This window comes from Micromonospora lacuserhaii (assembly GCF_036902735.1).
Classification (GTDB): domain Bacteria; phylum Actinomycetota; class Actinomycetes; order Mycobacteriales; family Micromonosporaceae; genus Micromonospora.
Genome location: NZ_JBAKHO010000055.1, coordinates 1 through 13797 on the forward strand (window position 1 = coordinate 1; position 13797 = coordinate 13797).

General features: G+C 73.4%; 13 protein-coding genes. 4 read left to right on the forward strand and 9 right to left on the reverse strand.

Annotated features, from left to right (window positions below; translation table 11 throughout):
* Window positions 1–589 precede the first annotated feature (589 nt).
* From V6U81_RS24565 to V6U81_RS24575, 3 genes are all read right to left on the reverse strand, one after another.
* Window positions 590–2089, reverse strand: a complete 1500-nt coding sequence (locus V6U81_RS24565) for a replication-associated recombination protein A (RefSeq protein WP_334492528.1) — start codon at window positions 2087–2089, stop codon at window positions 590–592.
* A gap of 75 nt (window positions 2090–2164) precedes the next feature.
* Window positions 2165–2386, reverse strand: coding sequence for a hypothetical protein (locus tag V6U81_RS24570; protein ID WP_091656616.1), 222 nt, complete (start codon window positions 2384–2386; stop codon window positions 2165–2167).
* A gap of 93 nt (window positions 2387–2479) precedes the next feature.
* On the reverse strand, window positions 2480–3034 hold the full coding sequence (locus tag V6U81_RS24575) for a GNAT family N-acetyltransferase (RefSeq protein ID WP_334492535.1): 555 nt from the start codon (window positions 3032–3034) through the stop codon (window positions 2480–2482).
* A gap of 26 nt (window positions 3035–3060) precedes the next feature.
* Between V6U81_RS24575 and V6U81_RS24580 the strand changes: the two genes are divergently transcribed.
* Window positions 3061–3801: a GNAT family N-acetyltransferase gene (locus V6U81_RS24580; RefSeq protein ID WP_334492537.1), complete on the forward strand. Its 741-nt coding sequence runs from the start codon at window positions 3061–3063 to the stop codon at window positions 3799–3801.
* Window positions 3802–4044: 243 nt separating this feature from the next.
* Here V6U81_RS24580 and V6U81_RS24585 read toward each other — a convergent pair whose 3' ends face one another.
* The 4 genes from V6U81_RS24585 to aspS form a co-directional block, all read right to left on the reverse strand.
* Entirely contained in the window at window positions 4045–5379 is a 1335-nt protein-coding gene (locus V6U81_RS24585) for an MFS transporter (RefSeq protein ID WP_334492539.1), read from the reverse strand.
* Window positions 5376–6002 (reverse strand): ArsR/SmtB family transcription factor, encoded by a 627-nt coding sequence (locus V6U81_RS24590; RefSeq protein ID WP_334492541.1) that lies wholly within the window; start codon window positions 6000–6002, stop codon window positions 5376–5378. Before V6U81_RS24590 ends, V6U81_RS24585 begins: the two co-directional genes overlap by 4 nt.
* An 84-nt stretch (window positions 6003–6086) precedes the next feature.
* On the reverse strand, window positions 6087–6896 hold the full coding sequence (locus V6U81_RS24595; protein ID WP_334492543.1) for a sugar nucleotide-binding protein: 810 nt from the start codon (window positions 6894–6896) through the stop codon (window positions 6087–6089).
* Window positions 6897–6976: 80 nt separating this feature from the next.
* On the reverse strand, window positions 6977–8782 hold the full coding sequence (gene aspS, locus V6U81_RS24600) for an aspartate--tRNA ligase (RefSeq protein WP_334492545.1): 1806 nt from the start codon (window positions 8780–8782) through the stop codon (window positions 6977–6979).
* 142 nt (window positions 8783–8924) lie between these two features.
* Here aspS and V6U81_RS24605 point away from each other — a divergent pair, with 142 nt between their 5' ends.
* Window positions 8925–9542, forward strand: coding sequence for a DUF998 domain-containing protein (locus tag V6U81_RS24605; RefSeq protein WP_334492547.1), 618 nt, complete (start codon window positions 8925–8927; stop codon window positions 9540–9542).
* Window positions 9543–9570: 28 nt separating this feature from the next.
* Here V6U81_RS24605 and V6U81_RS24610 read toward each other — a convergent pair whose 3' ends face one another.
* Complete coding sequence (locus V6U81_RS24610; RefSeq protein WP_334492549.1) at window positions 9571–10626, reverse strand: S1 family peptidase; 1056 nt, start codon at window positions 10624–10626, stop codon at window positions 9571–9573.
* A gap of 247 nt (window positions 10627–10873) precedes the next feature.
* Between V6U81_RS24610 and V6U81_RS24615 the strand changes: the two genes are divergently transcribed.
* A complete protein-coding gene (locus V6U81_RS24615; RefSeq protein ID WP_334492551.1) occupies window positions 10874–11704 on the forward strand; it encodes an SGNH/GDSL hydrolase family protein in 831 nt (276 codons plus the stop codon).
* A 51-nt stretch (window positions 11705–11755) separates the two neighbouring features.
* Here the strand turns inward: V6U81_RS24615 and V6U81_RS24620 are convergent, their stop codons facing one another.
* The gene (locus V6U81_RS24620; protein ID WP_334492553.1) at window positions 11756–12580 is read right to left on the reverse strand and encodes a helix-turn-helix domain-containing protein; all 825 of its coding nucleotides are present in this window, start codon (window positions 12578–12580) and stop codon (window positions 11756–11758) included.
* Between the two features lie 478 nt (window positions 12581–13058).
* Between V6U81_RS24620 and V6U81_RS24625 the strand changes: the two genes are divergently transcribed.
* On the forward strand, window positions 13059–13793 hold the full coding sequence (locus tag V6U81_RS24625) for an SDR family oxidoreductase (protein WP_334492554.1): 735 nt from the start codon (window positions 13059–13061) through the stop codon (window positions 13791–13793).
* The last annotated feature ends 4 nt before the right edge of the window (window positions 13794–13797 follow it).

The window sequence follows — 13797 nt, forward strand, 5'->3', positions numbered from 1 at the left end:
CCGACGCCCGGTGCGGCCGCGCCCGAGGTGGGCCGGGCCGGCGGCGCCTGCCCGGGACCGACCGGTCGGTGGGGTGCCTGGGCGCGGGCGGCCCCGGCGCCGGAGACCGGCGCGACGGGACCGTCGGGGCGGGACGGTTCGGGCTGGGGGCGGTCCGGTTTCCCGCGCCCCGGTCGACCGGCTGCCGCCGGACCGGGCCAGGGTCCCTCACCCGGGCGGGGGCGTTGCTCGGGGGCGGCGGGCCAACCCCCACGTACCGGTGGGGTGGCCTGACCGGGGGCGGCGCCGCGGGCCGGCGGAGGCCCGTCGGGACGAGCCGGCCGGGGACCGTCGGCCGGGCCGGGCCGGGGACCACCGGGCGGAACGGCCGGGCCCCGACCGCCGGGTGTCGGGCCGGCGGGGGCACCGTCCGGGCCCAGTTCGGTGCGCTGCTGCTTGGCGGTACGGAGGTCGTCGATCCAGCCGAACTCCTCGCCGGCCGGCTCCGGCGGCGTCTCCTCCCCGCGCCCCCGGCCCCAGCGGCGCCCCTTGGCGCGGGGGTCGCGCCGTTCGTCGGGACCCTCCTGCGGTCGCTCCCCACCACGCGATGTCACAGCTGACCCTCTCCGACGGCGTCGATGCCGCCCTCATCCGCCCCGTCGGCGTGCCCCGTGCCCGACGGGCGACGGCCGCTCACCGCCGGCACCGGCGCGTCGACACGCGACGCCGGGGCGGACAGCCCCCGGACGATCCGGCGCAGCAGCGGCAGCCGGGCGGCCACCGACCGCTCGGCCCCGTGCCCGCTGGGCCGGTAGTAGTCGGTCCCGACGAGATCGTCGGGAACGTACTGCTGGGTGACCACTCCGCGCTGGTCGTCGTGCGGGTAGCGGTAGCCCGTGCCGTGGCCCAGACCCCGGGCGCCGGCGTAGTGCGCGTCGCGCAGGCCCCTCGGCACCGACCCGCCGCGCCCGGCCCGGACGTCGGCGATCGCCGCGCCGATGGCGGTGGTCGCCGAGTTGGACTTCGGCGCGGTGGCCAGGTGGATGACCGCCTGGGCCAGGTTGAGCTGGGCCTCGGGCAGGCCGACGTACTCCACGGCGTGCGCCGCGGCGGTGGCCACGCCGAGCGCCGTCGGGTCCGCCATCCCGACGTCCTCGCTGGCGAAGATGACCAGCCGGCGGGCGATGAACCGGGCGTCCTCGCCGGCCACCAGCATCCGGGCCAGCCAGTGCAGCGCGGCGTCCACGTCCGAGCCGCGCATGCTCTTGATGAAGGCGCTGGTCACGTCGTAGTGCGCGTCGCCGTCACGGTCGTAGCGGACGGCGGCCACGTCGACCGCCTGCTCGGTGGTGGCGAGGTCGATCCGGTCGACGCCGAGCGCCGTGGCGGAGGCCGCCGCGGCCTCCAGGGCGGTCAGCGCCTTGCGGACGTCACCGCCGGCGAGGCGGACCAGGTGGTCCTCGGCGTCCGGGGCGAGGGTGAGCGCGCCGCCCAGACCCCGCTCGTCGGCGACCGCGCGACGCAGCAGGCCCCGTACGGCCGCCTCGTCCAGCGGCTGCAGGGTGAGCAGGACGCACCGGGACAGCAGCGGGGAGATCACCGAGAAGTACGGGTTCTCGGTGGTCGCCGCCAGCAGCGTGACGGTGCGGTCCTCGACGGCGGCGAGCAGGGAGTCCTGCTGGGTCTTGCTGAACCGGTGCACCTCGTCGATGAAGAGCACGGTCTGCGGGCCGCCGGAGCGGCGTTCCCGGCGGGCGGTCTCGATCACCGCGCGGACGTCCTTGACCCCGGCGGAGAGCGCCGACATGGCGACGAAGCGACGGTCGGTGGCCCGGGCCACGAGGTGGGCGATGGTGGTCTTGCCGCTGCCCGGCGGGCCCCAGAGGATGACCGACATGGGGGCCCCACCGCCGACCAGCTGGCGCAGCGGGGCGCCGGGGGCGAGCAGGTGTCCCTGGCCGACGAGTTCGTCGATGCTGGCCGGACGCATCCGGACGGGCAGGGGCGAATCCGCCGCGACGGCCGTGAAGCCGTCCACGCCTGGTGAACCCGCGGCAGCACGGGGCGCTCCGGCAGGTTCACCGAGGGTGAAAAGGGCGTCGGACTCCATCACGAAGACAGTACCGGGCCGGGCCCATGACGCTGGAATCGCGCCGTGGACCCGGCCGGCTGTGATCCGTTCCGGTCAGCCACGACCCGGACGACGGCCCCGGTACCAGCGGCCGCCGCCACCACCGCCACCACCGCGCGGGCCCGAGCCGACCCCGGCGAGGTAGAGGGAGAGCAGCAGGAAGCCGATCAGCATCAGGGTGTGGGTGTTGAACAGATCGGGGGCGCCGAAGTTCGTGTTCAGGAAGTCGATCAGCAGGGCGAAGCCGAACACGATGGCCGCGAGAATGGCGAGCATTTTCGTTCCTCCGGTGGGGGTTACCAGTGGGTCGGCGCTTGATGTACCCAATCGGTCTGTTCGTCAATCTCCACCGTGGAGGGGCCGGGTGGCTCACCGGTCCGTCGCGAGCACCCCGTACCGCACCGAGTCCCACCAGCCGCCACGGACGAACAGGTGCTCACGGCTCACCCCCTCCGGCCGCAGACCGGCCTTCTCCAGCACCCGGCGGGAGGCGGTGTGGTCCGGGCGGGTGGTGGCCTCGATCCGGTGCAGGCCCACCTGCTCGAAGCCCAGGCGTACCAGCAGCCGGGCGACCTCGGTGCCGAGGCCCCGCCCCCAGTGGTCGGGATGGAGCACGTATCCGATCTCGCCCCGGCGGTGGGCCGGGCTCTCCACGGTCAGCGTTCCCGCGCCCACCAGCCCGCCGGCCGTCACGACGGCCAGCCGGTACTGCAACCGCGGCGTGCCCTGCGCCTCGTGCCGCCACGCCGGGACGGCCGCCCGGATGTCGTCGAGGGACGGCGGCGCCTCGTCCAGGATCCACGGGGTGAGGCGGGGATCGCTGGTCAGCGCGTGCAGGGCCGCGGTGTCGTCGTCCCGCCACTCCCGCAGGGCGAACCCGGAGCCGGTCAGTTCGACCGGACGTACGGAGCGGATCCCGGTCATCGGATTTCCTCTCGTAGGCTGGCGGAATGATCACTGCCGACCAGCTCCTGACGGGTCGGGACACCCTCCTGGCCGCCACCGGACACCACCCGTACGCCCGGCACGCGCTCTGGCGCGCCCGCGATGCGCGCGGCTGGCGACGGGACGGGACGGTGGGCTGGCTGCTGCCGCCGGAGCAGCCGCCGGCCGGCGGCGCGCTCGGCGCGCCCGGGCCGGCGTTGGACGTCTTCACCGGTCTGGTGGCCGACGGGACGCTGCGCCCGGGCCAGTGGCTGAATGTGCCCCGTGCGGACCGGGCCGAGGTGACCGGCCGGTTGACGGTGGCCCGGCTGAACGAGTGGGACTTCCTCTGGACCGCCGCTCCCCCGCCGCCGCAGCCGGAGGAGGAGCGGGTGGTCCGCCTCACCGAATCCGATTACCCGGCCTTGGTCACGCTGATCGAGGATTCCTTCCCGACCACCACCTCCCGCCCGGGCGACCCGCACATCGTCGACTGGTACGGCATCCGCGACGGGGACCGGCTGGTGGCCTGCGGGGCGGACCGTAGCCGGAGCGACATCGGCTTCCTGGCGGGACTGACGGTGGCGACCGACCGGCGGGGCCGGGGCCTCGGAGCGGCGCTTACCGCCGGGATGACCCGGGCCCTGACCGCGCGGTACGACGACGTCGCGCTCGGCGTCTACACCGACAACGTCGGGGCGATCCGCCTCTACCGTCGGCTCGGCTTCACCGGCACCGAGCCGCGCAGTTCGATCCACCTGGCCTGACGAATACGCCGGCCGGCGTGGCGATGTGTGCCGGCCGGCGGTGCCGGCGGTCCGATGATCGGGCGGTATGTCGGCTCGACGTACTCCCGAGACAGGGGTGCCAGCCGCTACGAACTTGATGACGCAGATGGATCGCCGCATCACCCGTGCCTGTACGCCGGGGCCTGATTCGTTCGCGTCATCAAGTTCGTAGCGTCCTGCCACCCTGCCTACCCCGGCGTCCGACGTTCGACCGGGGATCCGTCAGGCGGACCGGGTGACGGCATCAGGGGCGGCCGTCGGATCCGGCGCCGGGACGGCCACCGGCGCGGGGCCGGTAAGGCTGCCGTCCGGACCGGTCGCCGCGGCCCGGTTCGCCCGCCAGGCCGGCAGGTAGAGCGGGGCGCCGAAGGCGAGCACCACCGCGCCGACCAGCATGGCGAGGCTGACCGAGGTCCGGTCGGCCAGCGCGGTCAGCACGACCATGCCGAGCGCCCCGGCCGGCTGGGCCATCATCGAGTTCAGCGAGAGCACGCTGGTCCGGTACGGCCCGTCGACCTGCCGGTGCAGCAGCCCCATGTGCAGCGGGTTCGAGGCGCCGTGCACGGTGTAGCACGCCAGGTAGGCGATGATCACCCCGACCGGGCCGGCGAGCAGGCCCATGCCGACCACGGTCGCGCCCTGCAGGATCCGCATCAGCGCGGCGGCCGGCGCGGCTCCGAGCCGGCGCAGCAGGAACGGGGTGAGCGCGGCGCCGAGGGCGTTAGCGAGCCAGGCCGCCGACCCGGCCGGACCGAGCAGCGCGGCGGCCCGGTCCGCATCGCCGGTCACCTCGGCGAGGCGGACGGGGAGCAGCGACTCGAAGGTGACCATGCCGAAGCCCCAGAAGAGTTCGACCGCGACCAGGGCGAGCAGCACCCGGTTGCGGCGCAGCAGGCCGACCGCCTGCCCGACCATCCTGGGCGCCTCGACCATCGAGGCGCGCAGCGCGGCCGGCCCCCGGGCGGTGCGGGTCTCCCGGAGCAGGGCCAGCAGCGCGACCAGTGAGACGGCCTGCAGCACGATGGCGACCAGCACCGGCAGGGTCAGTGCGCTGACCGGCCCGACCGGGCCGAGCGCGACGAGGCCGCCGCTGAGCAGCGCGCCGGCGCCGATGGCGAGGCCAATGACGGTGCCGGCGTGGCCCAGGCCGCGCTCGTACTCGGCCTCCGGGTCGGCGGCCAGGGTGGCGTCGACGTACCAGGATTCCAGGGGGCCGCTGTCGAGCGCCCGGTAGACGCCCTGCAACGCCCACGCCAGGAAGAAGAGCAAGAACGAGTCGGCCACCGCGAAGAGGCCGAGCGAGAGCAGGCAGACCACCCAGGCCGTGGCGAGCACCGGCTTGCGGCCGAGCGCGTCGGCAAGCCCGCCGGTGGGCAGCTCCAGCGCGAGCACGATCAGACCCTGCGCGGTGGCGACCAGGCCGATCTGGGACAGCGTCAGGCCGCGCTCCTGCATCAGCAGGATCCCCACCGGGATCAGCAGGCCGGACGGCAGCCAGCGCAGGGCGTAGAGGGTGAGATAGCGGATCCGGACCTGGCGTACGGACAGGGCGTTCACGGCTTCTCCTCGTCGGTGAGCGGGGCGGCCAGCCGCGACTCGGCCAGCATCGGAAAGGCGGCGACGTAGATCTGCACCTGCTCGGCGCCGGGCTCGGCAAGGTCGGCCTCGTTGCGGTAGCGCTCGAAGACGGCCCAGAGCTCGTCCTTCAGCGCCTGGAGGCGGGCGGGCGGGACGGTCATGAAGACGTCGCCCATGCCGAACGCGTCGCGCCAGGCCGGCGACCACTCGTGCCGCCGGGCGAACCACTGCTCGGCGTGCTGCATTAGGTAGCGGACCTGGTCGGCCTCGATCCACTCGATCGCGGCCCGGGCGTCCGGGTCGTCGTCGTAGTCGCTGGCCTCCCACTGGGTCACCTGGTGTGCGGCGCGCCAGTACCGCTGCCGTCCGGTGCCGAGCTCCGGGTCCTCGACGACGAGGCCGGCGTCGGCGAGCTGCCGCAGGTGGTAGCTGGTGGCGCCGGTGTTGGTGCCGAGCAGCTCGGCGAGGGTGGTGGCGGTGGCCGGCCCCTTCACCCGCAGCGCCCCGACGAGGCGCATCCGCAGCGGGTGCGCCAGCACCCGCACCTGCCGGTGGTCGAGCCGGACGACACGTGGCGCGGAGCGCGCCTCCTCCTTCTCCATGCATGCACGGTATCTGTGCACAGTTTCTGTGCACAAGACTTGTGCACAGAAACTGTGCACAAGTCAGGAAGCGGACGTGGAGGCTCAGCCGAGGAGTTCGGTGACGCCGCGCAGCCGGGTCCGGAGCAGGCCGGCGGCGCGCGTGGAGTCGAGGCGCACCTCGGTGGGGCGGACCAGCCCCAACGCCGCCCCGGTGGTGGTCTTCAACCCGGCCGGGTCGAGGCCGTACCGACGGGCCACCAGCAGGCCGAGGTCGGCCCGGCTCACCTCGTCGGGGCCGGCGACGTTGAGCGGGCCGGCGTACGCCGAGGCGACCAGCTCCAGCACCGCCTCGGCGAGGTCGGCGACGTCGATCGGGCAGCGGACCTCGTCGGTGAACAGGGCGCCCCGGCCGGCGAGCGCGTCCCGGCACAGCTGGATCTGCTTGCTCCCCTCCCCCACGATCAGCGAGGTGCGCACCAGCACGGCCGACGGGTCGATCGCCCGGACCGCGGTCTCCGCCGCCGCCTTCGCCGCCCCGTAGAAGTGGATCGGGCTGGGCGCCTCGTCGTCGCCGTACGGCGCGGGACGGCCGGCGTGCAGCGCGTCGCTGGAGACGTGCACCAGCCGGGCTCCCGCCTCGGCGGCCGCGTACGCGATGTGCGCCGCCCCGTCGGCGGTGACCGCCCAGTCGTCGTTGCGGTACGGCGTGCCCACCACCGCGTCCGGCCGTACCGCCGCGACCAGCCGGCGCACGGCCTCGCGGTCGGTCACGTCCAGCCGCCGCAGCGCCACGCCCGGCAGGTCGACGGGCGTGGTGTGCCAGGTCCCCACCACCGGCCGGCCGGCGGCCACCGCGCGCCGGCAGATCTCTCCGCCCAGGAACCCACCGGCCCCGACCACCAGCAGCGTCATCGCCCGTCCCCGCTTTCCCGCAAACGATCAGGAGGTCCGCGTCATCATGACGCAGACCTCCTGATCGGGAAAGCGGCGCGTCAGACCGGGTCGGCCACCGGGGCGGCCGGACCGGCGGTGCCGGCGTGCGGGCCGGTCGGGGCCTTGGGCTTGGCGTCGATGCCGGCCTCGGTGCGCTGCTGGGCGGTGATCGGCGTGGGCGCGCCGGTCAGCGGGTCGAAGCCGCCACGGGTCTTCGGGAAGGCGATGACCTCGCGGATCGAGTCGGCGCCGGCGAGCAGCATGCAGACCCGGTCCCAGCCGAGGGCGATGCCGCCGTGCGGCGGGGCGCCGTACTTGAACGCCTCCAGCAGGAAGCCGAACTTGTCCTGCGCCTCCTCCGGGGTGATGCCGAGCAGGTCGAAGACCCGCTGCTGCACGTCGCCCCGGTGGATACGGATGGAACCGCCGCCGATCTCGTTGCCGTTGCAGACGATGTCGTACGCGTAGGCCAGCGCCCGGTCCGGGGCCTCCTCGAAGCGGTCGACCCACTCCGCGTTCGGCGAGGTGAACGGGTGGTGCACGGCCGTCCAGCCGCCCTCGTCCGTGCGCTCGAACATCGGCGCGTCGACCACCCAGCAGAACGCCCAGGCGGACTCGTCGATCAGCTTGGCCCGCTTGGCGATCTCGATCCGGGCCGCGCCGAGCAGTTCCTGCGCCTCCCGGGTGTTGGCGCTGGCGGCGAAGAAGACCGCGTCGCCCGGCTTCGCGCCGACCGCGTCGGCCAGGCCGCCCAGGTGCGCGGCGGAGAGGTTCTTCGCCACCGGGCCGCGCGCCTCGCCGGTCTCCGCGTCGAGCACCACGTACGCCAGGCCGCGGGCGCCGCGCGCCTTGGCCCAGTCCTGCCAGCCGTCCAGCTCCTTGCGGGTCTGCGACGCGCCGCCCGGCATGACCACCGCGCCGACGTAGCCGCCCGCGTCGATCGCGCCGGCGAAGACCCGGAACTCGGTGCCGCGCAGGTAGCCGGTCAGCTCGGTCAGCTCGACGCCGTAGCGCAGGTCCGGCTTGTCGGAGCCGTACCGGGACATCGCGTCGTGCCAGGTGATCCGCGGGATCGGCCGGGAGATCTCGTGCCCGGCCAGGTCCTTCCAGAGCGCCGAGACGATCGCCTCACCGAGGTCGATCACGTCGTCCTCGGTGACGAAGGACATCTCGATGTCGAGCTGGGTGAACTCCGGCTGCCGGTCGGCGCGGAAGTCCTCGTCCCGGTAGCAGCGCGCGATCTGGTAGTACCGCTCCATGCCGCCGACCATCAGCAGCTGCTTGAACAGCTGCGGGGACTGCGGCAGGGCGTACCAGCTGCCCGGCTGGAGCCGGACCGGGACCAGGAAGTCGCGGGCGCCCTCCGGGGTGGACCGGGTCAGCGTCGGGGTCTCGATCTCCAGGAAGTCGCGCTCGTGCAGCACGCCCCGGGCGAGCTGGTTGGCGCGCGAGCGCAGCCGCAGCGCGTTGGCCGGGCCGCTGCGGCGCAGGTCGAGGTAGCGGTACTTGAGCCGGATGTCGTCGCCGGCCTCGATCTGGTCGTCGACCGGCAGCGGCAGCGGCGCCGCCTCGGAGAGCACCTCCAGCGCGGTGGCGGTCACCTCGATCTCGCCGGTGGGCAGGTCGGGGTTCTCGTTGCCCTCCGGGCGGCGGGTCACCTCACCGGTGACCTTGACGCAGAACTCGTTGCGCAGCGCGTGCGCGTCCTCCTCGCGGAAGACCACCTGAAGCACGCCGGAGCCGTCGCGCAGGTCGACGAAGATGACACCGCCGTGGTCGCGCCGGCGGGCCACCCACCCGGCGAGCGTCACCGTGGTGCCGGCGTCCGTCGCGCGCAGGCTGCCGGCGTCATGGGTACGGATCACGACTTGCGTCTCCTCATCTGCGGTACACCTCTGCCCTCCGCATTCTGTCAGGCTGCCCGGGTGTCGGATGCCACCGGGCGCGGTTGCCGGTCCGGCGGCAGCGCCCCTCGGGCGGCGGTCCGGTCCGCGTACGGTGTGGCGGATGCGCGCCGCACCTTGTTGGGCCCTGCTCTCCCCCGCCGCCGCTCCGGTCTTCCTGATCGGCGGCTGGACCCTCGCGGCGGCCCGGCAGCCGGGCGGCTTCGACCAGGTCGGCGGAACAATCAGTGCGCTCGCCGCGCGCGACGCCACCGACCGGTGGATCATGACGGTCGGCCTGCTCTGCCTCGGGATCTGCCACTGTGTGACGGCGGCCGGGCTGCGGTCGGCGCGGGCCCCTGGTCGGCTCCTGCTCGCCCTCGGCGGGGTCGCCACCGTGGCCGTGGCGGCCTTCCCGCTGCCGTCCGAGCGCGGCTCCTCCACCCCGCACGGGCTGGCCGCCGCCGTCTCCTTCGGCGCGCTGGCGCTCTGGCCGGCCTTCGCCGCCCACGGCCGCCGCGCGCCCGAGCGCGCCGCCGGGCTCCCGGCCCGGTGGGGTACGCCCGCTGCGGCGCTGCTGCTGGCCCTGGTCGGCTGGTTCGTCGTGGAGCTGACCACTGGCGGCGACCGGATCGGGCTAGCCGAGCGGGTGGCCGCCGGCGCGGAGGCGCTCTGTCCCCTGCTGGTGGTGCTGGCCCTGACCCGCCTGTCGGGTTCCGGGCGTGGAACGGGCCGCCGGTGAACCGGCGGCCCGCTCGCGAGGTGGTCGATCAGTAGACGCTGACGCCGTAGACGCTCAGCGCCTCGGTCACCGGCTGGAAGTAGGTGGTGCCTCCGGAGGAGCAGTTGCCGCTGCCGCCGGAGGTCAGGCCCAGCGCCGTGTTACCGGCGAAGAGCGAACCGCCGCTGTCACCCGGCTCGGCGCAGACGGTGGTGCGGATCAGACCGTAAACGCTGCCCTCGGCGTAGTTCACCGTGGCGTTGAGCGCGGTCACCGAGCCGCTGCGCAGGCCGGTGGTGCTGCCGGAGCGGTAGACAGTCTGACCGGTGTACGCGTTGCCGGCGCCGGTGATGTCCCGGTAGCTGCCGTTGTAGAGGTACACGTTGCCGGGCTGCTGGGTCGTGCTGCTGTACCGCACGATGCCGTAGTCGTTGCCCGGGAAGCTGGTGCCGGCGCGGGCGCCGAGGTACGCGGTCTGCGACGAGTTGGAGTACCAGCTCGACGAGATGTTGGTGCAGTGCCCGGCGGTCAGGAAGTAGAGGGCGCCGCTGCTGCTGCGGACGTTGAAGCCGAGCGAGCAGCGACCGCCGCCGCCGGCGTAGATCGCGTTGCCGCCGGAGATGCGGGTGCTCAGCACACCGGCCTCGGCCTCGACGCGGACCGCGCCGTTCGTCCTGGCGGCGGCGGCCTTGACCCGCTCCAGCTTGGCGCCGGTGACGGTGCTGTCGACGGAGACGACGACCTGGTTGGTGGCCGGGTCGGTCCACCAGGCGGTGCCGGGGATCTTCGCAGAGCGCTCCAGCTCCGAGGTGGCGGCCTGCAGCGTGGCGGCGCCCCGGGTGACGAGCCTCGGGGTGGCGCCGGCGGCGCGGACCTGGCGGGCGGCACCGGCGTCGGTGACGGCGACGACCATCTTGCCGCTGGCGTCGGCGTACGTGCCGGCGGCGCGATCGCCGAGGCGCTGGGCGAGGGTGGCGGCGGCGTCGGGCGAGGCGGGCGAGGCGGGTGCCGCCTGCGCGGGTGCGCCGAGCAGCGCGCCGGTGACCAGGGTGCCGGCCAGGGCGACGGCGGCGGCGCGGCGGAGCGATGACCTCGTGGGTCGCATGTAACAACCTCCAGAAGAGGATGGCGGGCCGCGCCGGGGGTGACGCGCCCCAGGACCACCCGGCCGACCTGGGGAAACCGGCCGAGTGACTGAAGTATTCACATATTTAAGTTCGTAGGCAAGACCCGACTTTGCCCGAATTCACCCCACCGCCCCATGTAACCGTGAAGCAACATTGTGGACACAGAGAGTGGTCTATACGATCTGGCCACCGCAGCACGCCGGCGCCCGTGATCCGGAGGCCACCATGACCCTCATCCGACGCGCACTGTCCACCCTCGCCAGCGCCACCGCCCTCGTCCTGCTCGTCGCCAGCCCGTCCACCGCCGCCACCAGCCCACCGCCCAACTCGATGGCCAGCATGGGCGACTCCATCACCCGCGGCTTCAACGCCTGCGGCTGGTACGTCGACTGCACCTCACGCTCGTTCAGCACCGGTGACTACGGCAGCGTCAACAGCCACTACCTGCGCATCCGCGCGGTCAACCCGACCATCCAGGGCCGCAACTACAACGACGCCCGCAGCGGCGCCAAGTCCGCCGACATGTACGGCCAGGCCGGCACCGCGGTCAGCCAGGGCGTCGAGTACGTCACCATGCTGATCGGCGCCAACGACGCCTGCACCAGCTCGGAATCCACCATGACGTCGGTGACCACCTACCGGGCCAACATCGACAGCGCGCTCAACCGGATCAAGGCGGGCCTGCCCAACGCCCGGGTCGCGGTGATCAGCGTGCCGGACATCTACCGGCTCTGGTACATCGGCCGGAGCAACTTCAGCGCGCTCAGCGCCTGGTCGACCTTCGGCATCTGCCAGTCGATGCTGGCCAACGCCACCTCCACGGCCCAGGCGGACGTCGACCGGCGGGCGCGGGTCCGGCAGCGCGTGATCGACTACAACACCCAGCTCGCTCAGGCCTGCACGGCCTACGGCGCGAACTGCGACTTCGACGACAACGCCGTGTTCGGCTACCCGTTCGTGCTCAGCCAGGTCTCCACCTGGGACTACTTCCACCCGAACACCAGCGGCCAGGCGGTGCTGGCCAACATCTCGTACGCCAGCGGCTTCGGCTGGTGACACCCGACCGGCGCGCGGACGGTCGCCGTCCGCGCGCCGGTTCGCGGACGCTCAACCCGACGCGTGCACGGCAGCCAGGTAGGTGAGGGCCTCGGCGCTGCGACTCCCCGGCTCCGGGGTACCGACGAGCAGTTGCTGACCGGGAGCGTCGCGGACGTCGAAGGTCTGGTAGGTCAGCTCGATCCGCCCGACCTCCGGGAGGTGGAAGACCTTGAACAGTCGGGTCAGCCCCCGCACGGTCTGGTCCGCCCAGAGGGCGCGGAACTCCGGCGAATCCCGCCGGAGTTCGGCCACGAGCGTCTGGATCTCCGGGTCGTCCGGGAAGAGGCCGGCGTTGAGCCGCAGGGCGTGCACCACGTTCTCCGTCAGGACGGGCCAGTCCGGGAAGACGGTGCGCGCCTGGGGGTGCTGGACCAGCACCCGGACCATGTTGGTCATGCCCGCAAGCGGCGACAGCAGCGCGGCGGCGACGCGGTTGGTGGCCAGCACGTCGAACGCGGGGTTCAGCACGTAGGCGGCCGAGCTGGGGAAGGCGTCCAGCAGTTGCAGCAGCGCGGGGTGGACCAGGTCGCGGGAGCTGTTCGGGCCCAGGGCGGGGTTGAGCCCGGCCAGGCGGAAGGCGTGACCGCGGGCGTCGGCGTCGAGCCGCAGTACCCGGCCGATCGCGTCGAGCACCTGCGCGGAGGGGTGGCGTTCCCGGCCCTGTTCCAGACGGGCGTAGTAGTCGACGCTCACCCCCGCCAGCACGGCGAGCTCCTCGCGGCGCAACCCACTCACCCGGCGGTCGCCACCCCCGCGCAGCCCGACCTCTCTCGGGTCGATCCGGGCGCGGTGGGCCCGGAGGAACTCCCCGAGTCTGTTGTCGGTGACGGGCATGTTCACCAGCGTAAAGCCCTTCGTCGGCGAGTTGGCAGGGTGCGCTGCACCCAGGCAGTCGCGTCCTGCCGGCCGGTACGCACCGCGCGCACCATCGGTCCACCGGTGGACCGACACACGACCCCCGGAGACGCCATGCCCTTCGCCGACGACTTCATCGGTGAGCACACCAGAGCCGGCAGCAACCGGACATCGTCGTCGAAACCGCGGCCCGCTGGCTCGACGAACCGGACGAGAACACCCCCCCGACTCGTCCGGCACGGCCGCGCACTCTCGTGAAGACAGGCCACCTCGGCGCCCTCAGATCAACGGCGTCTCCTCCGGCCGGAGCGACTTCACCCTGCTGGCGGCCACCTGAACCGGGTCTTCAGAGGTGCCGCACACCCAGGAAGTCACGGCCTTCTTCCCGCGCCCAAACCGCTGGATCGTTGAACCACCGGCGCCTGCGCCGCAATCATCACCTCAACCAGGAGCATCGATGAACAGCCCATCATCCAAGGTCGTTCTCATCACCGGCGCGAGCAGCGGCATCGGCGAGGCGACCGCCCGCCGTCTGGCCGCCGACGGCCACCACGTGGTGCTCGGCGCCCGGCGCGTCGACCGGCTCGCCGCACTGGTCGCCGACGTACGCGCCGCCGGCGGCTCGGCCGAACACCAGGAACTCGACGTGACCAGCCTCGACAGCGTGCGCTCCTTCGTCGAGAGCGCCCACGACCGGCACGGCCGCGTCGACGTGCTGGTCAACAACGCCGGCGTGATGTCGCTGTCCACGCTCGACGCGGCGCGGACCGACGAGTGGAACCAGATGATCGACGTCAACCTGCGCGGCACCCTGCACGGCGTCGCCGTCGCCCTGCCGCTCATGCGAAGCCGCGGCACGGGGCACGTCATCAATGTCGGCTCGACCGCCGCCTACCGCGTCGACCCGACGGCCGCCGTCTACTGCGCCACCAAGTACGCGGTCCGGGCCCTCACCGAAGGACTGCGCCAGGAGAGCCGGGACGTCCGGGTGACCCTGGTGAGCCCGGGCTACACCCATTCGAAACTCACCGAGCACGGTGGCGACCCCCAGGTACGGGCCGCGGCCCGCGCCGCAGCCGAAGAACTGGGCATGCCGGCCGCGGCGGTCGCCGACGCCATCGCCTACGCGATCGCCCAGCCCGACACCGTCGACGTCAACGAGATCGTCCTGCGCTCCACCGCGCAGGGCTGACCGT